This is a genomic window from Bacillus sp. D386 (genome assembly GCF_006346415.1).
In genome coordinates this window covers 856,367-876,853 of sequence record NZ_VEMV01000001.1, presented here as the reverse complement: position 1 = coordinate 876,853, position 20,487 = coordinate 856,367, and the positions used below count along the sequence as shown (strand labels likewise).

At 36.3% G+C, this 20,487-nt stretch carries 25 protein-coding genes, 1 pseudogene and 1 other annotated feature; of the genes and pseudogenes, 21 read left to right on the top strand and 5 right to left on the bottom strand.

Annotated features, from left to right (window positions below; genetic code table 11):
- The first annotated feature begins 105 nt into the window (after positions 1–105).
- From FHY45_RS04255 to FHY45_RS04225, 7 genes are all read left to right on the top strand, one after another.
- On the top strand, positions 106–345 hold the full coding sequence (locus FHY45_RS04255; RefSeq protein WP_077247964.1) for a helix-turn-helix transcriptional regulator: 240 nt from the start codon (positions 106–108) through the stop codon (positions 343–345).
- Positions 335–679 (top strand): DUF2178 domain-containing protein, encoded by a 345-nt coding sequence (locus FHY45_RS04250; protein WP_066101743.1) that lies wholly within the window; start codon positions 335–337, stop codon positions 677–679. Before FHY45_RS04255 ends, FHY45_RS04250 begins: the two co-directional genes overlap by 11 nt.
- Positions 680–873: 194 nt before the next feature.
- Positions 874–1,224 (top strand): hypothetical protein, encoded by a 351-nt coding sequence (locus tag FHY45_RS04245; protein ID WP_139891479.1) that lies wholly within the window; start codon positions 874–876, stop codon positions 1,222–1,224.
- 668 nt (positions 1,225–1,892) lie between these two features.
- Positions 1,893–2,516, top strand: coding sequence for a hypothetical protein (locus tag FHY45_RS04240; protein WP_066101735.1), 624 nt, complete (start codon positions 1,893–1,895; stop codon positions 2,514–2,516).
- On the top strand, positions 2,509–3,270 hold the full coding sequence (locus FHY45_RS04235; protein ID WP_139891478.1) for an ABC transporter permease: 762 nt from the start codon (positions 2,509–2,511) through the stop codon (positions 3,268–3,270). The genes FHY45_RS04240 and FHY45_RS04235 overlap by 8 nt, the downstream gene beginning before the upstream one ends.
- 25 nt (positions 3,271–3,295) lie before the next feature.
- The gene (locus FHY45_RS04230; RefSeq protein ID WP_139891477.1) at positions 3,296–3,964 is read left to right on the top strand and encodes an ABC transporter ATP-binding protein; all 669 of its coding nucleotides are present in this window, start codon (positions 3,296–3,298) and stop codon (positions 3,962–3,964) included.
- A 14-nt stretch (positions 3,965–3,978) separates the two neighbouring features.
- Positions 3,979–4,965: an ABC transporter substrate-binding protein gene (locus FHY45_RS04225; RefSeq protein WP_139891476.1), complete on the top strand. Its 987-nt coding sequence runs from the start codon at positions 3,979–3,981 to the stop codon at positions 4,963–4,965.
- Between the two features lie 120 nt (positions 4,966–5,085).
- Here the strand turns inward: FHY45_RS04225 and FHY45_RS04220 are convergent, their stop codons facing one another.
- Positions 5,086–5,514: an RrF2 family transcriptional regulator gene (locus FHY45_RS04220; protein WP_066101725.1), complete on the bottom strand. Its 429-nt coding sequence runs from the start codon at positions 5,512–5,514 to the stop codon at positions 5,086–5,088.
- Between the two features lie 136 nt (positions 5,515–5,650).
- Between FHY45_RS04220 and FHY45_RS04215 the strand changes: the two genes are divergently transcribed.
- The 3 genes from FHY45_RS04215 (at position 5,651) to FHY45_RS04205 (ending at position 8,025) form a co-directional block, all read left to right on the top strand.
- On the top strand, positions 5,651–6,409 hold the full coding sequence (locus tag FHY45_RS04215; protein ID WP_066101722.1) for an SDR family NAD(P)-dependent oxidoreductase: 759 nt from the start codon (positions 5,651–5,653) through the stop codon (positions 6,407–6,409).
- Between the two features lie 223 nt (positions 6,410–6,632).
- Positions 6,633–7,058, top strand: coding sequence for a hypothetical protein (locus FHY45_RS04210; RefSeq protein WP_139891475.1), 426 nt, complete (start codon positions 6,633–6,635; stop codon positions 7,056–7,058).
- A 154-nt stretch (positions 7,059–7,212) separates the two neighbouring features.
- Entirely contained in the window at positions 7,213–8,025 is an 813-nt protein-coding gene (locus FHY45_RS04205; RefSeq protein ID WP_066101718.1) for an alpha/beta fold hydrolase, read from the top strand.
- A 70-nt stretch (positions 8,026–8,095) separates the two neighbouring features.
- Here the strand turns inward: FHY45_RS04205 and FHY45_RS04200 are convergent, their stop codons facing one another.
- On the bottom strand, positions 8,096–9,301 hold the full coding sequence (locus FHY45_RS04200; RefSeq protein ID WP_139891474.1) for an MFS transporter: 1,206 nt from the start codon (positions 9,299–9,301) through the stop codon (positions 8,096–8,098).
- A 64-nt stretch (positions 9,302–9,365) separates the two neighbouring features.
- Positions 9,366–9,636 (bottom strand) — a binding site (T-box leader).
- A gap of 542 nt (positions 9,637–10,178) precedes the next feature.
- On the opposite strand from FHY45_RS04200, the gene FHY45_RS04195 reads away from it, so the two are divergent.
- On the top strand, positions 10,179–11,081 hold the full coding sequence (locus FHY45_RS04195; RefSeq protein WP_139891473.1) for a patatin-like phospholipase family protein: 903 nt from the start codon (positions 10,179–10,181) through the stop codon (positions 11,079–11,081).
- Positions 11,082–11,247: 166 nt separating this feature from the next.
- Here FHY45_RS04195 and FHY45_RS04190 read toward each other — a convergent pair whose 3' ends face one another.
- Positions 11,248–11,841 (bottom strand): SCO family protein, encoded by a 594-nt coding sequence (locus FHY45_RS04190; protein WP_139891472.1) that lies wholly within the window; start codon positions 11,839–11,841, stop codon positions 11,248–11,250.
- Positions 11,842–12,038: 197 nt separating this feature from the next.
- Here FHY45_RS04190 and FHY45_RS04185 point away from each other — a divergent pair, with 197 nt between their 5' ends.
- The 6 genes and pseudogenes from FHY45_RS04185 to FHY45_RS04165 all read left to right on the top strand — a co-directional run bounded on the left by FHY45_RS04185 (position 12,039) and on the right by FHY45_RS04165 (position 15,835).
- Positions 12,039–13,295 carry a M48 family metallopeptidase gene (locus tag FHY45_RS04185; RefSeq protein ID WP_139891471.1) on the top strand — a complete coding sequence of 419 codons (1,257 nt, stop codon included), beginning with the start codon at positions 12,039–12,041 and terminating at the stop codon, positions 13,293–13,295.
- Positions 13,296–13,424: 129 nt separating this feature from the next.
- Positions 13,425–13,964, top strand: a complete 540-nt coding sequence (locus FHY45_RS04180; RefSeq protein WP_139891470.1) for a DinB family protein — start codon at positions 13,425–13,427, stop codon at positions 13,962–13,964.
- 65 nt (positions 13,965–14,029) lie between these two features.
- Entirely contained in the window at positions 14,030–14,494 is a 465-nt protein-coding gene (locus tag FHY45_RS04175; RefSeq protein ID WP_139891469.1) for an NUDIX domain-containing protein, read from the top strand.
- A gap of 46 nt (positions 14,495–14,540) precedes the next feature.
- Positions 14,541–14,998, top strand: a pseudogene (locus FHY45_RS04170) (GNAT family N-acetyltransferase).
- A gap of 22 nt (positions 14,999–15,020) precedes the next feature.
- Entirely contained in the window at positions 15,021–15,296 is a 276-nt protein-coding gene (locus FHY45_RS20780; RefSeq protein ID WP_257468974.1) for a nucleotidyltransferase domain-containing protein, read from the top strand.
- A gap of 5 nt (positions 15,297–15,301) precedes the next feature.
- Complete coding sequence (locus tag FHY45_RS04165; RefSeq protein WP_257468973.1) at positions 15,302–15,835, top strand: DUF4111 domain-containing protein; 534 nt, start codon at positions 15,302–15,304, stop codon at positions 15,833–15,835.
- A gap of 112 nt (positions 15,836–15,947) precedes the next feature.
- Here FHY45_RS04165 and FHY45_RS04160 read toward each other — a convergent pair whose 3' ends face one another.
- A complete protein-coding gene (locus tag FHY45_RS04160; RefSeq protein WP_066101689.1) occupies positions 15,948–16,178 on the bottom strand; it encodes an IDEAL domain-containing protein in 231 nt (76 codons plus the stop codon).
- Between the two features lie 258 nt (positions 16,179–16,436).
- Between FHY45_RS04160 and FHY45_RS04155 the strand changes: the two genes are divergently transcribed.
- Complete coding sequence (locus tag FHY45_RS04155) at positions 16,437–17,033, top strand: competence protein ComK (RefSeq protein WP_066101684.1); 597 nt, start codon at positions 16,437–16,439, stop codon at positions 17,031–17,033.
- Between the two features lie 12 nt (positions 17,034–17,045).
- Here FHY45_RS04155 and FHY45_RS04150 read toward each other — a convergent pair whose 3' ends face one another.
- Entirely contained in the window at positions 17,046–17,420 is a 375-nt protein-coding gene (locus FHY45_RS04150) for a YhjD family protein (RefSeq protein ID WP_066101681.1), read from the bottom strand.
- Between the two features lie 212 nt (positions 17,421–17,632).
- Here FHY45_RS04150 and FHY45_RS04145 point away from each other — a divergent pair, with 212 nt between their 5' ends.
- The 3 genes from FHY45_RS04145 to abc-f all read left to right on the top strand — a co-directional run bounded on the left by FHY45_RS04145 (position 17,633) and on the right by abc-f (position 20,485).
- Positions 17,633–18,244, top strand: a complete 612-nt coding sequence (locus FHY45_RS04145) for a TVP38/TMEM64 family protein (protein WP_066101678.1) — start codon at positions 17,633–17,635, stop codon at positions 18,242–18,244.
- 99 nt (positions 18,245–18,343) lie between these two features.
- Positions 18,344–18,463, top strand: coding sequence for an RAxF-45 family protein (locus FHY45_RS21190; protein WP_368072416.1), 120 nt, complete (start codon positions 18,344–18,346; stop codon positions 18,461–18,463).
- Between the two features lie 129 nt (positions 18,464–18,592).
- Positions 18,593–20,485: a ribosomal protection-like ABC-F family protein gene (abc-f, locus tag FHY45_RS04140; protein ID WP_139891468.1), complete on the top strand. Its 1,893-nt coding sequence runs from the start codon at positions 18,593–18,595 to the stop codon at positions 20,483–20,485.
- Positions 20,486–20,487: the final 2 nt, after the last annotated feature.

Here is a 20,487-nt window from a genome sequence, read left to right as displayed (position 1 = left end):
CTTTTTAATTTGCATAATAATATTTATCCTTTGTATAAGTTTACTTTACTTTTATAAAAGTGTAGTTTATTATATATTTATGGTAAAAAAAGGAAGGTGTTGACCTTGAAAGAAAAAATGGAGGATTACGTTGAAAATAAAGTATATGAGCATCGAGTTTTAAAAAGATTGTCCCAAAAAGAGCTGGCTGACGCTGTGGGAGTATCCAAACAAACCATATATGTGATGGAGAAGAATAATTACTCTCCTTCCCTTGTTTTAGCTTTTCGAATTGCTGAGTTCTTTAACGTAGATATTAACCATATTTTTACTTATGTGAAAGGGTGCGATCAAAATGAAAAGTGAGGAAATATCAAATACAACTTTTTATCCATTAAAAACTTGGGCGGAAGCATCAACTGGTAATTGGAATATGCTTATTGGCATCGGTATTTTATTGCTTATAGTCGGAGTAATTCTGTTGTACGTATTTTATAGAAAAATAGGTAAGGCTGACGAAAGAACAAATCAAATACACTTAAAAAGTACCTTCATTATGTTAAGCGTAGTAATTTTATGTGACGTAATTTTCCCGAAAGAATATATGTGGCAAATTTTCTTCTTATTTAAATATTCTCTTGCATTCATTGCTTCAGGAATATTTCTAGCTGTTCAATATAAAAAGGATTTTTTAAACTAAGTAGGAAACAGAAGATCATTTAATTCATACAAATTTAAAAAACGGGATATTACAATACTATCCAGAGCTGTGAACAGCTCTATTTTTTATGCAGCAAAAAGGGGATGTTTTGTAATAATATGTATATAACAGATATAATCATAGTATTGTATATTTGCAAGCTTCATTTATAAAGTTGAAATGGGGATTAACTAATGATTTGGAAACAAAATAGAAATTGCAACCATACTTCATATAAATTTGAAGCTGATTTTATGAGTGACCCAATTTGGTGTAATGATTGTGGAGTAAATTTGGAGATAGATAATTTCCCTATATCAGATAAATTACAGGAAGAACTATTGGAATGGATATCGGAATATGGCAATTGGATTGAGTTAGAAACCGACCTATTAAAGGAAAATGGAGTAAAGCTAGAGGAATGGCACAATGAAAAAGGATTGCGGCTGTTCCAGGAATTGAAGAAACAATTACGCGGAAAATATCCAATCGTATTTGTCCCATCTAGTTCAGCACAACAATATAACGAGTTAGAAAATGGTTGAAGCAGTTAAAAGTTGAAGACCAAGACTGCTACTGAGTAGTTATTTATGGAGGCTAATGGGTATTGAAATTATACTTAGCGAAATAATTAATCTTGTGAATAAATAAATGAAGGCTTTAGAGAAATAACATGGAGACTGGGGCATAAGTATTTCAGTCAATGATAAATCCGATCTATTAGGTGATTTTTTAATAAATATTTCACCTAATAGGTCGGATTCTTATTTGTTTTCAATAGATTGGTTACTTCTTGTATACCATTATTAAACTTAGTGGAATGGAGCGGAAGCCACCGACTCCTGCGGGAAGTAACGTAGGCTCAGCTTCCTCCCCGCGGAAAGCGAGTGGCTGTAGCGCAATGGAACGAACTTTTCTTCCAACTTAACTCTTTAATAAGTAACAAAGTCGAAAATTAGATATCGTTCGCTTTTTTAGGATCGTTTATAATTTGTGTCCGAGCCTCTTAATTTATATCTATTTTAGATTTAGTCTTGATAAATAAACGCTAACTGTAAGGACAGTAGATATTTTAAGGTTTAACAGATTTTACTTTCTTTGGCAATGATATAAATGAATATGAACTTCATTGATAACCATTATCATTTATGATAATATTATTCAGAAATAATTTTGTTAATCTTTATCACTTCTAATTAGAAAGGAGAAGGAAGTGAAAAAATATATTTGGCTAAATCCTGTTGTTTTAAAAATGTATGAACAGGAAGAATTATATTCTACCTTAGAATGCTTAGATTTTCAGGTTGTTACTTGTGAGGAAAATCACTTGATGACTGTGAAAAATAAATACAAAGAGCGATACGAAGGATGTAATCAGCTCCTTTGTGATAATAGATGTCCTAAAGCAATTTCCTATGTAAAAACTCATTATGATCAAATTGGCCAGGAGTACGCTACTATCCAACCAATCTTAATTCATTGTGCTGAAGAACTGGCTAATAGATATAAAGATGATGATGCAGAACTATATATCATCACTCCTTGTACAGATTTAAAAGACCTAGGAACTAGCTTGGCATTGAAAAATACGATATTTCAAACATGGACTGAATTTTGCAGAGATCACCAAATCAAGCTTAATAGTAAACCAACTGAAAACAGTCCGATTCCACCAGGCTTTTTTGATAATATCCCTAATGTAGTCAGCCTTGCATCGAAGGATGATATTGATTGCTTTTTCCAGAGTACTCCTAAGCAAGAAAAACAATTAATAGAAATGTTATATTGCCAAGGTGGCTGCCATAATGGAGATGGAGTTAGGATAACAAATGAATAATCTTATAAAAAGATTTATACCGATTGCTTGTATTTTAATCGCATGGTATTTATGCAGCTATTTCGAAGTTTGGAGTGCCTATATTCTGCCTAGTCCAATGCAAGTATGGAATACCTTTGTATCAATGGTACAAAACGGAGAATTATTTATTCATATCTTTGCAAGTTTATATAGAGTACTAGTCGGCTTTTCGATTGCCTTTGTATTCGCCTTTTTTCTAGGCATCATTGCTGGTTTAAAGCCTGCCCTTTCTCCTTATTACAATCATATTGTGGAGTTCTTCAGAAATGTACCTCCACTTAGCCTGATTCCCTTGCTAATTTTATGGGTTGGTATCGGAGAAGAATCCAAAACAATCATAATCATTTTAGCTTCCTTTTTTCCAATGTTTTTAAATATAAAAAAGGGCTTTGGTTCTTGTGATTATAAGCTTTTGGAGGTCGGAAAAGTTTTAGGATTAAATCCAAGGCAACGTTTTCTGAAAATAATTCTTCCGTCTGCTGTCCCAGATATTCTTTTAGGAATGAAGGTTGGCCTGGGATATAGCTGGAGAGCTATTATTGGTGCTGAAATGATTGCCGCTGCAAGCGGTTTGGGGTACTTCATATTGGATGCGCAGACGATGTCTCGCTCTGATAAAGTGATTGTGGGAATTCTGGTGATCGGCCTCCTGGGAGTCATCTGCGATAAAATTTTCTCGTTCTTTAGCAAGAAATTCACTCGTATTGGAGGTATAGACAATAGCTGGGATTAAAATAAATCAACTTTATAAAAGTTTTATGGTAGATGGAAAAAAGCATGATGTTTTAAAAAATGTTAATTTCGAATTCCCTCAGAATAGCATCAGTGTCATTCTCGGAAAAAGCGGATGTGGGAAGACGACACTCCTGCGCATATTAGCCAATCTGGAGCAATGCGATGCAGGAGAAGTGTCCATTAATAGCAATGAAAAAATTAGCTTTGTATTTCAAGAACCCCGTTTGATGCCATGGTTACCCGTATCTAAGAACATTACATTCGGTTTAGAAAAACAAAAGATTAATGATGTGGAAATAGAAGAGTTAATGAATTTGATAGGATTAAAAAAGTTTGAAAAAGCCTATCCACACCAATTATCCGGAGGCATGCAACAAAGAGTCGCATTAGCAAGAGCATTAGCCTATGACCCATCCATTATCTTAATGGATGAACCATTTGCTGCACTCGATTATTTCACACGTGAGGCAATGCAGAAAGAATTAATAAGAATTAACCAACTAAAAAAGAAAAGTATAATCTTTGTTACCCATAGTATCGAAGAAGCCATAGCAATAGGACAAAATATCTTTGTAGTTAATGAAGGAAGGATTCATGCTCAATTTAACTTAGAGCAATATGAATATCCAAGAGATGTATTATCGCCTTCTCTAATAGAAATAAAGAAAAACATCATAGAAAAACTAGCGTGAGAGTGGGACATAAAATGAAAAAATGGTTATTATCTTTACTTGCTTTACTGAGCATATCAGTTATCGTTGCTTGTGGAAAAGATACCGATTCTGATAAGAACAGTACAAAAAATAACGAGGAGAACACGTATACTGTTGATAAGGTGCAGACAACTTATGTGCAATCTCCTTTAAATATTCCTTCTATTGTAGAAAAGGAAAAAGGATTGTTGGCCAATTCTTTTGCGGAAGAAGGGATTGAATTCGGCTATTCCAATTTAACAACCGGCCCTGAACAAACTCAGGCTTTGGCTTCAGGTGATATCCAATTCCTGAATGCAGTCGGTGCCACATCTGTCATTTTATCTGCATCGAATGGAGCGGATATCAAAATTATGAGCATGTATAGCCGTTCTCCTGAGGCTTTCATGTTATTTACAAACCTGAAAGATATTAAATCACCTGAAGATCTAGCAGGGAAAAAAGTTGCTGGTCCAAAGGGAACAATTTTACATGAACTGCTTATCAATTATTTAGCAACTGAAGGCTTAACAGAAAAGGATATTGAATTTGTTCAAATGGATATACCTTCTGCACAAGCAGCGTTAGTAGCAGAGGAAGTCGACTTTGCGTTACTAGCTGGCCCTACCGCATATAATATGATTCAAGATGGGTACCAGGTGGTTACAAATGGTGAAGGGCTGGTCGATGGAACAATTGTAGTTGCAACTAGTGAAGATTTCTACTCGAAGAATCCTGGCTTAGTAAAGAAATTTTTACAAGTACAAGAAGAGACACTGCAATATATCGATGAAAATTATGAGGAAGTCATGGAAATTACAGCAAAGGAAACCGAACTACCTCTAGATGGTGTAAAAGAAATGTATGAAATGTATGACTTCAATATGGAAATCAAACCATCAGATATCGAGAGTATGGAAAAAACAGTGAAATTCATGAAAGAGAATAATATGATCGAAAATGATGTAGATATTGAGTCCTTAATTTTAGATGTAGAATAATAGTAAAAAGCATGTTTCTGTATCAAGAAGCATGCTTTTTTTGATTAAAAGATATGGCAATACTAAACGGCCTCAATTTGATAGTGTAGAGGTGTTTTATTGTAAAATATAAAGATAAAATCAAAAAAGATTCTTTTTTAAAGAACTATTTGCAAGATCATTAATAGAATATTGGCTCAAGACATCTTTTATTTTATGTTGTGCTTCTAGTAGAATATCTAAAATATTTTTGTCCATTTCATCGATTTCTTTATCCATTTTAGTCGGATGTGCGTCTTTCACAATGGCAACATACACATCATAAAGAGTTGTCTTTTCGGGATTAACAACCAGCTTATAACCACCGTAGCGCCCTTCAAAACCTTCAACCATTTTTTCCTGCATTAATTTAGCTAATACCTTCCTAATAAAGCTCGATTCAACATTTAGTTTTTCAGTTAAAGTGCTGCTAGTTACAAGCTTTTTTTCGTTTGCAAGTATTGCTAAGGACTTAATGGCAACGATGAAGTTCGTTTTACCTAAGTAGCTTAATTGTAAGAGGTCTTCCATACATTCACGTCCAATCTGTTACTATTTTAGCAATGAATTGTTTGAAATTAAAGATAAAATGATTGACCTTAAATGGATGGATTGTTAAGTTTTAAGTGTGATAAAAAATCACATTTAATCGAATGGAGGGATTTTGATGGGACGTTTAGATAATAAAGTAGCAATTATCACGGGTGCTGCGTCAGGTATGGGGTTAGCTGCAGTTCAATTATTCATAAGTGAAGGCGCAAAGGTTGTAGCAACAGATATCGCATTTGATAAGTTAGAAGAAGTAACTGCTGTAATAGAAGGCGATATACTATGTGCTCGTTTAGATGTCACTTCTGATGAAGATTGGAAAACTGTAATGGAACAAACAAAAGAGGCATTTGGTAAAATTGATATTTTAATTAATAATGCCGGTGTATCGTTTCATAAAACACTTTTGGAAGAAACATTAGATGGATGGAATCGTACTATTAACTTAAATTTAACCTCCGTGTTCCTAGGAATGCAATCCGTTATTCCTTATATGCAGGAAAATAGCGGTGGATCAATCGTCAATTGTGTATCTTTAGCAGCGATTATTGGAAGCGCTGACAATGGTGCAGCTGCGTATGCTGCAGCAAAAGGTGGTGTCCGTGCCCTATCAAAACATGCAGCTATCAACTTTGCTAAAGATAATATCCGAGTAAATTCTATTTATCCAGGAGCCATTTTAACAGGTGCTGCCGAGCGTCATGGTGTGACATCCCGAGAAGTATTGGGGAAAGCATTTGAAGGTACAATACCATTACCACCATTCGCAGGTGAAGCGATTGATATTGCTAACGGTTATTTATATTTAGCCTCTGATGAATCCAAATTTGTTACTGGTGAAGAATTAATCATTGATGGTGGATGGAGTTCTAAATAGTTTTATTTACCTTACTGAATTTACGGGGTAAAAACGGTAAATAAAAAGAGATATTTTACATTACTGGTGCTTTGACTTTGAATATGTATAATGAACCAAATGTTGCGTTGATTCAAAAGGATTAACGCTTTTTTCTGTTGAACCTCTTATGTGGTGGAGAAACAGTTAGCTGAAGAAGGATTTCTTAAACCTAATAGAGAATTTACTTGTTTAGAGTGACTTTTTGGAAGAGTATGCTCGTGATAAAGGGGGAAATATGATGCGTTTCACTGTCACAGGTCATGAGTTGAATACGGTACATGATATGAAAAAAATAACTTTATTATTAACTCAAGCAACCTTAGATGAGCTACATAAAGAAGAAAATAAAAAAATCCAAATAACGACTTCTCATTGTTTAATCATTGCCGACAAAATCAATACAAAAGAACCTATTATGGGTGAGATGTCTTTATTGGAACAATCAATCCTTGAAGCAGAAGATGATATACACAGCATTATTAATGAAGGCAATACTACCAATTTATCTGGAATGATATTGCTTAGAAATGTAAAAATAATTCCATTTTCAGCACCTGATAACATCATTGAATTAGAATCCTATGCACTTTATACGGATCATATTATGGGCTTTAGTCTTACTGATTGATATGTATAGGTGAGAGTGATACTCCGAGCAGTCCGCTTCATATGATGTGACCAGCTCTTTTTTTCTAATTCTATAAACTGGGCAAGAAGGCCATGGAACGAATTATAGAGAATATTGAATGTAGGATTTACTGCTTAGAAATGAGGTTAATAGGATGCCATATTGCAAAGTCTGCCAGGCAGAAATATATTATGAAGACATAGGTGAAGGTAAACCCATTTTAATGTTACACGGGTATTCCCTCGATCATCGATTAATGAAAGGGTGTATGGAACCCATATTTACTGATAGAAATGGGTATCGCCGTATTTATTTTGACCTTCCTGGCATGGGTTTGACGAAAAACTATGATGACATTACAAATGCTGATGATATGCTGAATACCGTTCAAGATTTTATTCAAGCCATCCTGCCTGACCAAGAATATATCATTGCAGGTGAGTCCTATGGGGGATATATAGCAAGAGGAGTTATTCAAAATCAATATGATAGTTTATTAGGTGCTGCTTTTATCTGTCCGGTTATCTTCCCCTATTTAGAAAACAGAAGAGTGGAGAAACATCAAATATTTAAGACGGATGAAGAATTTTTAGCCACATTAACAACGGAAGATGTAGAGAATTTCAGCAAAAATAATGTCATACTTGATGAATACACATGGTTGAGGTATAAACGAGAGATTGTAAGCGGCAGTAAACTAGGTGATGAAAAATTTTTGATGGCGTACATAGACCAATATGGATTTTCCTTCGAGATTGACCAAACAAATTTTATTAAGCCAAGCGTTTTCCTGCTGAGCAGACAAGATTCGTCTGTTGGCTATCAGGACGCACTCGAATTAATTAAAAAGTATCCTAGAGCAACTTTCGCTATTTTGGATAAAGCAGGCCATAATTTACAAATTGAACAGCCCGAAATTTTTAACGTTCTAATAAATGAATGGTTGGATCGAATTGAAGGATTATGATAGATTATTAAATAATACAAAAAACAGGTACTTTCTCTTTTCTAGAAAGTACCTGTATTATTATTGTTTTTTATACTTGAATATAATAACTTCTTTTCGAATGATCAGATATAACAAAATTAATGACCAGCCCCAACAGGAAAAAAATAAAGGAACCCATGATATAAACAGGGCGAATATCAAATAGTTCGGCAGATAATCCAATTAAGGCTGTACATATGATGATTAAAACTGCCTCTAGCATCCCTAAGACACTGGAGAATCTGCCCATAATATCTACAGGCACATTGTTTTGGTAGAAGGTTAAAAAGCCTGTATTTGCAAATGATAAAGAAAATGTTAAAACGAAAAATCCTATTGAAGCCCATATAAAATCGTTTGAAAAGGCAAAGATTAGATAACCAATCGGAGTGAAAAACGCTCCAAGTCCCATTAGTACATTTATTTTCAATTGATTCGCAAAGATTGTATTTACTAGTGAACCCCCAATGATTCCTGCACCGGCAATACTAACAAGAAATCCATAGGTACTTTCGGATAAAAAGAGAACTTTGGTTGCAAATGCAGCCTCTAATGAATCTAAGGCAGACATACATACAGAAATTCCGCTAAACAGAATATATATTAATGTTATATGTTTATTTGTTTTATTGAATTGAAGGATGATTCTCCAATCATTCACCATTAATGAAGGTTTAATTTTTTCATATATACGATCTTCACTCCCAAATTCTACATTTGGAAGAAACAAAATAATGATTACTGAAAAGAACAAAGCGAAAGAATTTATTTGGATTGCTAAATTAGGAGAACCAATGATAAAAAGGAAGCCCGCTATGGAAGGCCCTAGTATAAAACCACAGGAATTAATAAAATTTCGCATGGCATTAAATCGTTGTCGATTTGTTTTTGGAATTAATTTTGTCATGTAGACCATTGAGGTTGGTTCAAAAATAGACCTGGCAATATTGATGATAAATACAATGAAGTAAATAAATGGAAGTGAATCTAAAAACGGTAAGATAAAAATAAAAATGGCTCTTATAATATCTAGATAAATCATGAGCTTTCTTTTATTGAACCGATCAATTAAAGTCCCAGACCAGAAATTTGTACATAAGGATGCAATAGGCAATAGGATATATAGGATAGAAACGGCTAAGGGTGATTCTGTCTTATCCAAAATAATTAAATTTGATGCAATCAAATAAATCCATGCACCAACATTCGATACTCCAATTCCAAGTAAGAGTAAAAGGGGGTATTTCCACTTCATTTAATCCACTCCCAGACATTGATTTTTAGGCCAATAAAAAAGTCTCACCTCCAAGGTTAACAACCTTGGGGACGAGACTTTTGGAATTTAGTAGTTCGCGGTGCCACCCCAGTTTATTCCTGTGTCGCCACAGAAATCTTTTCGAGTACGCAGGACAAGGCCGGGTTATACTCTATCTCTTTAACGGGAGAAACCGACGCATAATCAATATCAGATGAAATATCCTATACGAAGCTCCGAGACTTGGTTCGGCGGGCTATTACATCCTCCATTCTCAGCTACTGGAGTTCTCTGTTATGCTTAAGCGCGCTTACTCTTCTCTTCATCGCTTTTTCCTTATTATGGATTTATAACATTATATATTGTTTTGGATAATATGGAAATACTAAAATAAAAATAAAAATGGGAATGTACTTCCTGATTTATAATTTTGTATTTACTAAGATTGAAATAGTATTTTTTTCAGTCACCACTTTGGCAGTCATTACAGTTAGAAAAATATATATTATTTGCCTTATAATAAATGTAAAGGGTCATAGCATAACTTCCTTGTTGAGGATTAGTTGTTCAACTTATTTAGTGGTATCAATAGATATATCAACAACGTCCTTGTATTATGGTGTTATGTGACCGGATTGTAGTGGAAGAATAAGTTTATTACTATCCTACCATTTAAATAGAATGTAAGAGCTGTCCTCTTATTAGCCATACTTCCCTGGCTTTCGGGACAGCTCCTTTTTACTAGGAAAAATAGTATAGATTAACCAGCGTTATAGAAGTTTTGATACGTTACAATTGATTGTGGATGAAGAGAGGCTTATGGCTTAAACAACATCTATAAACATCTATAATGAGCATGAATAAAGGAGACTTTTTGATGATTCCTATCAATATAAAAAATACGAGCTTGATCTTAGAGGGCGGAACATTCCGCATGGTATATACAGCGGGTGTCTTAGACGGTTTTTTAGAGAAAGAGATGATGTTTCCTTACATATTGGGAATCTCTGCGGGTGCTATTAGTGCATGTTCCTATATTTCTGAGCAAAAAAACAGGACGATTCGCTTTATATCTACTTACCGGAATGATAAGCGCTATGTCGGAGTGCGCAATTTTCTAACGGAGCGAAGTCTGTTTGGGCTGACGTTTGCCTATGATACGGTTCCTAATCAGTTGGATTTCTTTGATTGGGAGACATATCAAAACTATCAAGGTCAAGTTTTGTTTGGCGTGACAAATGCCTATACCGGACAGGTAGAATACATGGATGGTAAAACAATGGACAAAGGGGCTACAATTTTGCGGGCCACATGTGCTATTCCAGTCCTGTTTCCTGAAATTAAAATAAATAATGTTCCTTATTATGATGGAGGATTAGCTGATTCGGTACCAATCCAAAAGGCGATAGCAGATGGCTATGAAAAGCATGTCATCATCTTGACCAGGCCGCCGGGCTACAGGAAGAAGCTCGACAGTCAGACAAAATGGGCAGTGAAACTATTGCGTAAGAAATATCCGCAACTGGTTCAAGCCATGGAGAACCGTGCACATCATTATAATCAAACCATGGATTTGATAGAAAAGCTGGAGCAAGAAGGGAAAGCATTCGTTTATCGACCGCCGTTTGAACTTAAGAGTTTTGAAAAAAACACAGAGATTATGTGGAAATCACATAATAAAGGGTTAGAACAATTTCATGACCGAAATCAGGAATTACTAGATTTTCTTGGAGCTGATTATGCAGGCTGCAAAGCTGAAGCTTCTCTCATGGAAATTTAGGTTTCTCTAATTGTGCGAGGGATAGTATTTCCGCATAAGAACAAGACTGTCAATGGACAGTCTTTTCTTATACTCTTAGAGTGGATGGAGAAGGTTGATTGGTTTGATAATTAAAAGAGCTGTCTTTTTTTGCCTACACCTTTATATACAAATCTTCTGGAATCAGCTACATCTTTTCAGCATTCTTAACAATTTTCTTGTAAACTTCTTCTCGGTCAAAATCCTTTTCTCCCATTCCAAATACTTCAATGACACGGTTTTTTTCATTAATAAGATAAGTGGCATTTGTGTGGATTAGGAATCCTGAACCGGGGTCTTTATATTGGAAACGGAATGCATCTGCGAGCTTTCTTGTATCCTCTGCATCTCCACGCAATACATACCATCCGTCTGCAGCAGTTGTTTTAAAGGTCTCACCGTACTCTTTCATAATCGGGAGTGTATCCCGAGCTGGATCAATTGTGACTGTCAGGAATTCGACTTTATCGCCAAACAGACCGTCTTTCACAAGCCGATCGCGTATATCGACCATTTGATAGGTTGTATTTGGACAGACATCAGGACAGTTTGTATACATAAATTCCAATAGGCGTATTTTTTGTGGAATTTCCTTGAATGAATAATCCGTACCGGTAGTGGATTCCATTGTAACTTCATTAGGAAACTCCATTTGTGACTGCCTATAACCAGTGAAGTAGTATATACCAGCACCGATACTTAAAATTAATAAGATAGTAAAACCTATATATAACTTTTTCATATCGTTTAACAGTTCCCCTCTGTTTGTTATTCCTCCCCTATTTTACCATTATATAGATAGTGGTTATGGTAAAGTTGTTGGAAACTTGTGAGAAATGAGTGTCTATTTTGTGTCGTATGGAGAAAGAATGAATTAAGGTTCTAACTTGTACAAATGCCGGTAAACTATATAGATGGAATGTTTGAGGAGGGGTATATTTGCGGAGAAAATGGATTTTAATCATATTAGGCCTATTTCTAATTTATGCATTGGCGATATATGTTTATCTTTTTCATGGTGCCAATACAGCTATTCCTGAATCGATGAGGGGAACCAATGCAGATCCCTCTACGTTTATGAATAAGGAATTGTTAGAAAAGAGTGAAACGTATTCTAAAATACGAAACTTTTTCTTTTTTATCAGTACACCGCTTGAGTGGCTATTCTATGCGATTGTTCTGATATCTGGATTGTCCAAAGGGCTAGAGAAATGGGGGAAGCAATCCTGGAAAAGACATTCCGTTCAAATTAGCGCCTATGTCTTTTGGCTTTCACTCCTTTTATTTATTGTCTTCCTGCCGCTTTCATACATTCGATATAAAATATCGCTTGCCTATGGCATATCCTCTCAGGTTTTCTCCTCCTGGATGAAGGATAATTTTATTGAGTTTTGGGTGGATCTAGGAATGACATTAATTGTTGTTCTTGTCTTGTATTGGCTCATTCGGAAAAGTCCCGCTCGCTGGTGGCTGTATAGCTGGCTTTTATGCATTCCATTCACGATATTCGTCATGTTTATTCAGCCGGTTGTCATCGATCCGCTTTACAATGATTTTTACCCACTGAAAGATAAAGTATTGGAAGAACAAATCCTTGATTTGGCAGCAAAAGCCAATATTCCGGCTGAGCATGTGTATGAAGTAAATATGTCAGAGAAAACCAATTCTTTAAATGCTTATGTAACAGGGGTTGGCTCAAATTCCAGAATTGTACTCTGGGACACCACATTGAACAGCCTAGAGGATGATGAGATTTTATTTATCATGGCTCATGAAATGGCTCATTATGTGGAAAAACATATATACCTCGGTATTGCCGGGTATTTGGTTCTCATGTTGGTTGGTTTATGGCTGACAGATAAATGGATGAAAAGAGCCATACGGAACAGAGGGGAATTGTATCACTTAGAATCCATGAGTGATATTCGGTCATTGCCGCTCTTTTTACTGATTACGTCCATTCTGTTGTTCGCAGCAAGTCCCGTTACAAATTATGTATCCCGTGTGCAGGAAACAAGAGCAGACACCTATGCATTAAACATGACCGATAATCCTGAAGCAGCTATTTCCTCCTTTCAGAAACTTTCTGAAAAGGGGCTAAGCCAAGTGAATCCGCCTTTACTGATTAAAATATTCCGGAACAGTCATCCAACCATGCTTGAACGGATTCAAATGGCAGAGAAGTATAAAAAATAAAAAGTTATAATGAATAAAATGAAGAGCCCTTCGTTAGACGGAGTGGCTCTGTTTTTGCTATCGTGCAATAAAGGAATTTAAGCAATGAAGGTGGAATAAATAGAGGAAATACATAAAAGGAGAGGGAATATGCGAAAACAATTAAAACAAAATGAATATACCCCTTATTATCAACCATATGTAGAATTAGTTCCGGAAGGTGATTTGATTCAACTTTTATCCGAACAAATAAAACAGACGATTGCCGCTTTGGAAAAAATAACTGATACTCAGGCGGAATTCCGTTATGCCGAAGGGAAATGGAGTATCAAGGAAGTTATCGGACATATGATTGATACAGAGAGAATCATGGCATACAGGCTTCTTGCAATCGCGCGAGGAGAACGCAGAAACTTGCCAGGTTTTAATGAAGAAGAATATGTTCAGCAAGCATCCTTTACAAAACAAACAGTAGAAGAGCTTCTGCAAAACTTGTCTATCGTCCGTCAGTCAACGATTGTATTATTGAAAAGTCTTTGCAGTGAAGAGTGGCTGCGCCGGGGTTCAGCTAATGATTATGATATTACGGTTCGTGCTCTGGCTGTTATCATTGCCGGGCATGAAGTGCACCATCGTAATATCATCAGTGAACGTTATATGAACGCTGACTCAATTCTAAATCAATCATAACCATATGAGCTGAATTTTCAGCTCTTTTTGTCATTAAAAATATATAAATAAAAGGATGAACGATAATGCCAATTCGAAACTCTGCTAAAGCCATTATTATTCAGGATGATCAATTACTCGCGATAAAAAAGGAAGACCATGAAGGTGTCTATTATATATTGCCTGGTGGCGGGCAGGAGCATGGAGAAACCTTTCATCAAGCGTTAATAAGAGAATGTATAGAAGAAATAGGACAGGAGGTTGAAATTGGTGATTTAATCCTGATTCGTGAATATATCGGACAAAATCATGAACATGCTGCTTTTGATATGGAAACCCATCAAATTGAATATATGTTTTTATGTACGATTAAAGGAAGGAATACAGTGATTCAAAATGGACTAAATCCTGATGAGGGACAAATCGGAGTAGAATGGCTGCCGTTAAGTGATTTATTAGCATACAGGCTCTATCCTTGTGCAATGAGAAAACAGGTAATCAACTATCACAAAGGTGATAAGGTTCCCGTCTATTTAGGAGACATAAATTAAAGATTTGTATATTCTTTTGGGGGCGTCAAAGGTGAGGGATGATTGAATGAAGATTAAATTGGATGATTTAAGAGGAACTGAAGTGGCTGCTTTAATTAATAGCCATCTTTACAGTATGGCCGAGCATTCTTCACCTGAGAGTATACATGCTTTAAATTTGGAAGAGTTGAAAAAAACAAATATCACGGTTTGGAGTGTCTGGGAGAATGAGGAGTTAGTTGGCTGTGGGGCCCTGAAAGAACTTGATATGACTCATGGAGAGATTAAATCGATGAAAACTTCACTGAATCATTTAAGAAAAGGGGTAGCTAGAAAGCTGCTAGAGGACATTATCAATATAGCGAAGGAACGTAACTATAAGAAACTAAGTCTGGAAACTGGATCAATGGCTGCCTTTAAACCAGCCCAAAGGCTTTAGAGAGTGTTGGATTTCAATATTGTAAGCCGTTTGCAGATTACAAAGAGAACCCGAACAGTGTGTTTATGACAATAGAATTATACTAACTATAGTAATAGAGGGATAGGTATGTTGAAAATACCAAAAATCGTAGAAACTATTTTGAATGAATACGAAGGATTATTCAATGAATATCTGCCAAATGAGTTGGAGGGCTTGTATTTACATGGCTCCATTGCACTGGATGCCTTTGAAAAAGGTAAAAGTGATATCGATTTTATTTCTGTCACAAGTCGGCATTTCACAGAAGATGAAGCTGGTATTCTCTCAAAGATTCATAGAATGATCGCTCAAAAATATAAGACTCCAGAGATGGACGGTGTCTATATTACTTGGGAGACTTAGGGAAAGTGAACAATGATCATCAAAATCATTTTTATTATAATAGCGGAAATTTAAGCTTTGGCCCCTATTTTAATTTCAATCCTGTGACATGGACACTTTTTGCTAAAAAAGGAATTACTGTTCTTGGGCCTGCTTCCTCGGATTTTGAACTGGAATTCCGCTCGAAACAATTACAATCCTATGTATTCGCGAATATGAATACATACTGGGGCGATCGAGTTCAGTGGTTGGAATCCTCATTCGATGAATTGCTGAACATGCCTGCTCACGATATACGGGAGGAAATAGAATGGACAGTTCTTGGGCTGCTTTGTCAATACTATACGTTAGCGGAAGACGATATCATTTCCAAGACAGGGGCAGGGAGATATGGTTTAAGCCATATGCCAAAAGAGTATCATCAGATTATTAATGAAGCTGTTCTTGCTCGCACAACTGATAAGGAGACTTTATATAGTTCAAACAAGGAACGTTTGGATTCGACCCTAACATTTTCAAAGTATTTGATTAAATACTGTCAACGTTTTCATTTTATTTAGGGAAATACCGTGATTAAAGAGTGAAAACAAGAAAATCACAGGGCGGGATTAAATGATCCTCGCTCTGTGATTTTGTTTATACACCGTATTTATTCGTTACAAGTTGTTTGAATTAATTCCCAAAGTTTTTCTCCAATTCAATTAGCTCGGCGGAAAGTTTCATAAATGCTTCTTTGTCCTTATTGTCCAAGGCATGATCGATTTCTTCTTTCAGTTTCCTATGTGCATGGGTTAGTTGAGCTTCGTAAATCATCATATCCATCAGTAGATCTTCCATGGTCCCCTGGTCAACAGTCACATCAACAGCTTTTACGATATCTGTATTTGCTTTTTCGTGATTCATGGATATCCCCCCGTTGCTTTTTTTTATTATAAGTCAGATGAAAAGAAAAATCAACTAAATATTTAAATTATTCAGAAAATTTACTTTGGTAGTTTGAAATAGTTATTTATCATATACCCAGAATATAAAATGAATTAACCGTAACAATCATGGGGGTTCTGGGTTAAAATTGAAATTTTGGTGAATAAACCAATTATTTTAAAATATTATGTTATATTGAAATTGTAGTTTAATTGCAGGATTTATAAGGAGGAAGCTATGGAAAAGAACGTGATTACCAGGAGAGAGGATTACGAAATAAGTCCATTTACATTTGCTGTTGTTCCAGTAGAATACGGATCGAAAACGTATTCTAAAGTGATTGAATTTGATGAAGAAATTTTAGTACCTTTTAGGCCATCGGAAGTAGTAAAATCCAGCTGTGATTATTTTGGGGCTGATTATCCTGGGAGATGCCAGTCGACGAAAAAGCTCCTCGGTATCTCGCATAAAGTGCCGATATCGTTAGAACCGGCTAATCGATTATTCTTTTTTCCTACTACATCTCCTGCAAAAGAATCATGTATTTGGCTTTCTTATGAACACATTGTATCCAGAGTTAAGATTGACGCGACTAAAACCCAAATTAATTTTCATAATAAGCAATCTATCGTTGTTCCAGTTTCATATAGTATCATTGAAAACCAGATGCTCAGAACTGCAATGCTGAAGTCGAAGCTGCTTCAAACCTTAGCAGAGACGGAGCGAAAGACACATTATTTATATAACGCCATGCAAGTTAATGATAGGAATTCAGATTTCCAAGCAAAGCATGGTTTAATGCATTCATCAAATAGTTATAAGGAAGGTCGATGAAACTTATTGCTGTTAATTTTTCAGTTGGTCAGTCCACTGCTTCAAAAAATAATACTCCAGTAATTCCTGTACTTTATTTCGAATACGGGGATTGAAATAATTATGGTATTCCTCATAGCCTTTATACAGAAATAAAAAGGAGGTGAATGATTCGTCTCTTTTTGTTTCTTCCACTTTGAGTTGATGTGTCCTCATATAGTGGCTTGCTTGCTTCAATTCTGCTTGGACCTGTTTCATGGTTTCATCAATTAATAATATGTATGGTTGTTTTAATTTAAGGGGCGATGCTTTTACCACTTGAAGGTCTCGGGCAAGTACGGTGAGGACCATGGGTAGATAGATCGCTTTTTCCATTATATTGCGCTCTTCTGTAGGGATGCGGGTCATGTAAATCGCGTCCTTTCAATGTCTGTAAAAAAACGAACGTATGTTCCTATATAGAATAATCGCTTTTCACATTTTTGACAAGTTTATTTTCTAACTAATTCTCTCCTTACAGCAATCTGATATAATAGGGGTAAGGATTGTTTCAATCTAATGTATATGGGGATATTTATATAGTATGGACTGAATTTGTTATTTGTTTGTGAGGAGAGACTATGGATCTTAATTGGTTAACAGAATGGCTAACATTGGAGCATTTAGCCGAATTAATAAGTGATTATAGAAACTTAGGTCCCATTCCGGGATTGTTGCTCCCGTTTGTTGAAGCGTTCCTTCCTTTTTTGCCTTTGTTTGTTTTTGTGACGGCTAATGCCAATGCTTTTGGCTTATGGATTGGATTTCTTCTCTCCTGGACAGGTGCTGTCGCTGGTGCGATGGTTGTGTTTTATTTGTCCAGAAAATATGGAAAGAAAAAAGCCCTTTCATTTTTACATAGACATTCGGCTGTGCAAAAAGCGATGCTCTGGATCAATCATCATGGATTTGGCCCGTTGTTTATCTTGCTTTGTTTCCCATTCACTCCTTCCGCGATCGTAAATATAGTTTGCGGATTATCTGACATTAGTCCAAAACAATATATGCTTGCTGTCTTTGCAGGGAAATTGGTCATGATCTTTACTATTAGTTATATTGGCCATGACATTATGTCTTTAATTCGCGAACCAGTAAAAAGTATTATTGTTGGTATCGTCATTTTCCTTTTATGGCTAGTAGGCAAACAAGTAGAAATCCGTTTGAATCGGGTGGAACAGAAGGACCATTCGTAGAATGGAAGGATATCTGTGAAGAGTGAAAAAAGCAGTTGTTAATAATTGACTGAAAGTTTATAATTATAACTAAATTATTCCATTAAAGGAGGTGTAGAGATGAATCGTTCTGTGAAGGTATGTTTGCAATGGCTTGAAAACTTGTCATTGATCCGTGCCATTTTTCATGTGCAATTTCGCCAAGGGGGTAGTCTGCCCTTTTCAGGAAATTTCATATGAAAAAGAACGATAATAAGTCTCTATACCCTTGATAAAATAGGAATTCAAAAGCCATGGGGAAGTCTTATATCGACTTTCCTATGGCTTTTTTTCATGTACAGGGTATGAGCATGAGAGGGGTTCATACACATGATTGTATGCAGTGTACAGCAAATTGAAAAAAACTATGGCGGAACAAAGCTATTTGAAAATATTACGTTTGAGATCAAGGAAGGAGAACGAGTTGGATTCGTCGGGCGGAATGGCTGTGGGAAATCAACAATTCTAAAAATGATAGCAGGCGTCGAAACAATTGATGAGGGGGCTATTCACATTAAAAAGGGTGCAGCAATAGGTTTGCTGTCACAGATCCCTGACTTTACTGACGGTATCACGGTATATGAATGCTTGCAATCTGCTTTTAGCCATATGGTTGAGCTGAAGGAGAGACTGGATAAACTGGAACATAGTATGGCAACTGATATTAATGAAAGCTCATTGGCTCGTAGTATAGAACAGTATGGAGAAGTTCAGGAGCAGTTTGAACGGCTTGGTGGCTATGAGATGGACAGCACGATTATGAAGATAGCCAATGGGCTGATGCTCGATTTGATGCTCGATAAACGTTTTGTTTCCTTAAGCGGAGGTGAGAAAACAAAAGTTTGTTTAGGAGTGCTGCTTCTGCAAAAGCCAGATCTCCTATTGTTGGATGAACCAACCAATCATCTGGATATTGGTGCAGTTGAATGGCTTGAAGGATTCCTCGAAGACTATGATGGGACAGTTCTGATTGTCTCGCATGATCGATTTTTCCTGGATCGAACGGTTAAGAGGATTTTAGATTTGGACGATGGAGAGATATTCGTATACGAAGGAAACTACTCTGAATTCGTGCAAGCAAAAGAAAAGCGGCTTCTGGAAGAATTTAATCAATATAAGGAACAGCAGAAGAAAATCAAAAAAATGAAGGAAGCGATAAAACGATTGCGGGAATGGGCCAATCAGGCGAATCCGCCGAGTGAAGGATTGCATAAACGTGCCCGCAATATGGAACGTGCCTTAGAGAGAATGGAGAAAATTAAGCGGCCTATTTTAGAAAGACGTAAAATGGACCTAGACTTCGACCTATCTGAGCGAAGCGGTAAAGATGTCCTGCAGCTCCATGGAATTACGAAGCGATTTGGTACGCAAACACTGTTTGAGAATATGGACCTGCTTGTTCAATACGGTGAACGAATTGCGATTGTTGGTGCTAACGGCACCGGGAAATCAACCATTCTTAAACTGGTTCTGAATGAGTTTACACCTGACGTTGGAGAGGTCAAACTGGGCAGCAATGTGAAGATTGGATACTTGTCTCAACAGCTATTTCAAGAAGGAAAAGACATGACCGTTCTGGAGGCCTTCCGCCAGGAGGTCCATGTTACAGAAGGGGAAGCCCGTCATATTCTGGCCCGGTTCCTTTTCTATGGTTTTCAAGTCTTTCAAAAGGTAGAAAAATTAAGCGGGGGTGAGCGTATGAGATTACGACTCGCTCAGCTAATGTACCAGGATATTAATTTAGTGATACTGGATGAACCAACGAATCATTTGGATATTGATTCGAGAGAAGTGCTGGAAGAAGCATTAAGTGAATTTCCGGGGACCATTATTGTGGTCAGCCATGATCGATACTTGCTGAATAAGCTGTTTCAAAAAACATATTGGCTACAAAATCGGACATTACAGGTTTATTTAGGAAATTACTCTTGGGCGAGAGAGCATATGCTTGCAGATATGTTACAAGTAAAGCAAACAAGTCAATCGGTGACTCGGAGTCAGAGTAATGTGCAGCTTGAACACCATGTGATTTCGAAAGAGACTTACGAATCACTGGAGAAAAAAATTGCTACTGTGGAACATCGCTTATCAGAAATCATTCGTGATATGGAGAAGGAGATAGCGTTAGAAGCACTTCAACTACTATATGTAGAAAAGAAAGAAGCAGAAGAAGTACGTGAAGACCTTTATGAAGAATTGGATAGGTTGGATTGTGGAGAGTAGAT

Coding starts and splice junctions, on each gene's coding strand:
- FHY45_RS04180 (WP_139891470.1), top strand. CDS start 13,425: ATGCGAAAACAATTAAAACAAAATGAATATACCCCTTATTATCAACCA.
- FHY45_RS04150 (WP_066101681.1), bottom strand. CDS start 17,420: ATGACCCGCATCCCTACAGAAGAGCGCAATATAATGGAAAAAGCGATC.
- FHY45_RS04220 (WP_066101725.1), bottom strand. CDS start 5,514: ATGGAAGACCTCTTACAATTAAGCTACTTAGGTAAAACGAACTTCATC.
- FHY45_RS04175 (WP_139891469.1), top strand. CDS start 14,030: ATGCCAATTCGAAACTCTGCTAAAGCCATTATTATTCAGGATGATCAA.
- FHY45_RS04215 (WP_066101722.1), top strand. CDS start 5,651: ATGGGACGTTTAGATAATAAAGTAGCAATTATCACGGGTGCTGCGTCA.
- FHY45_RS20780 (WP_257468974.1), top strand. CDS start 15,021: ATGTTGAAAATACCAAAAATCGTAGAAACTATTTTGAATGAATACGAA.
- FHY45_RS04225 (WP_139891476.1), top strand. CDS start 3,979: ATGAAAAAATGGTTATTATCTTTACTTGCTTTACTGAGCATATCAGTT.
- FHY45_RS04155 (WP_066101684.1), top strand. CDS start 16,437: ATGGAAAAGAACGTGATTACCAGGAGAGAGGATTACGAAATAAGTCCA.
- FHY45_RS21190 (WP_368072416.1), top strand. CDS start 18,344: ATGAATCGTTCTGTGAAGGTATGTTTGCAATGGCTTGAAAACTTGTCA.
- FHY45_RS04195 (WP_139891473.1), top strand. CDS start 10,179: ATGATTCCTATCAATATAAAAAATACGAGCTTGATCTTAGAGGGCGGA.
- FHY45_RS04145 (WP_066101678.1), top strand. CDS start 17,633: ATGGATCTTAATTGGTTAACAGAATGGCTAACATTGGAGCATTTAGCC.
- FHY45_RS04235 (WP_139891478.1), top strand. CDS start 2,509: ATGAATAATCTTATAAAAAGATTTATACCGATTGCTTGTATTTTAATC.
- abc-f (WP_139891468.1), top strand. CDS start 18,593: ATGATTGTATGCAGTGTACAGCAAATTGAAAAAAACTATGGCGGAACA.
- FHY45_RS04205 (WP_066101718.1), top strand. CDS start 7,213: ATGCCATATTGCAAAGTCTGCCAGGCAGAAATATATTATGAAGACATA.
- FHY45_RS04160 (WP_066101689.1), bottom strand. CDS start 16,178: ATGAATCACGAAAAAGCAAATACAGATATCGTAAAAGCTGTTGATGTG.
- FHY45_RS04250 (WP_066101743.1), top strand. CDS start 335: ATGAAAAGTGAGGAAATATCAAATACAACTTTTTATCCATTAAAAACT.
- FHY45_RS04245 (WP_139891479.1), top strand. CDS start 874: ATGATTTGGAAACAAAATAGAAATTGCAACCATACTTCATATAAATTT.
- FHY45_RS04200 (WP_139891474.1), bottom strand. CDS start 9,301: ATGAAGTGGAAATACCCCCTTTTACTCTTACTTGGAATTGGAGTATCG.
- FHY45_RS04230 (WP_139891477.1), top strand. CDS start 3,296: ATGGTAGATGGAAAAAAGCATGATGTTTTAAAAAATGTTAATTTCGAA.
- FHY45_RS04190 (WP_139891472.1), bottom strand. CDS start 11,841: ATGAAAAAGTTATATATAGGTTTTACTATCTTATTAATTTTAAGTATC.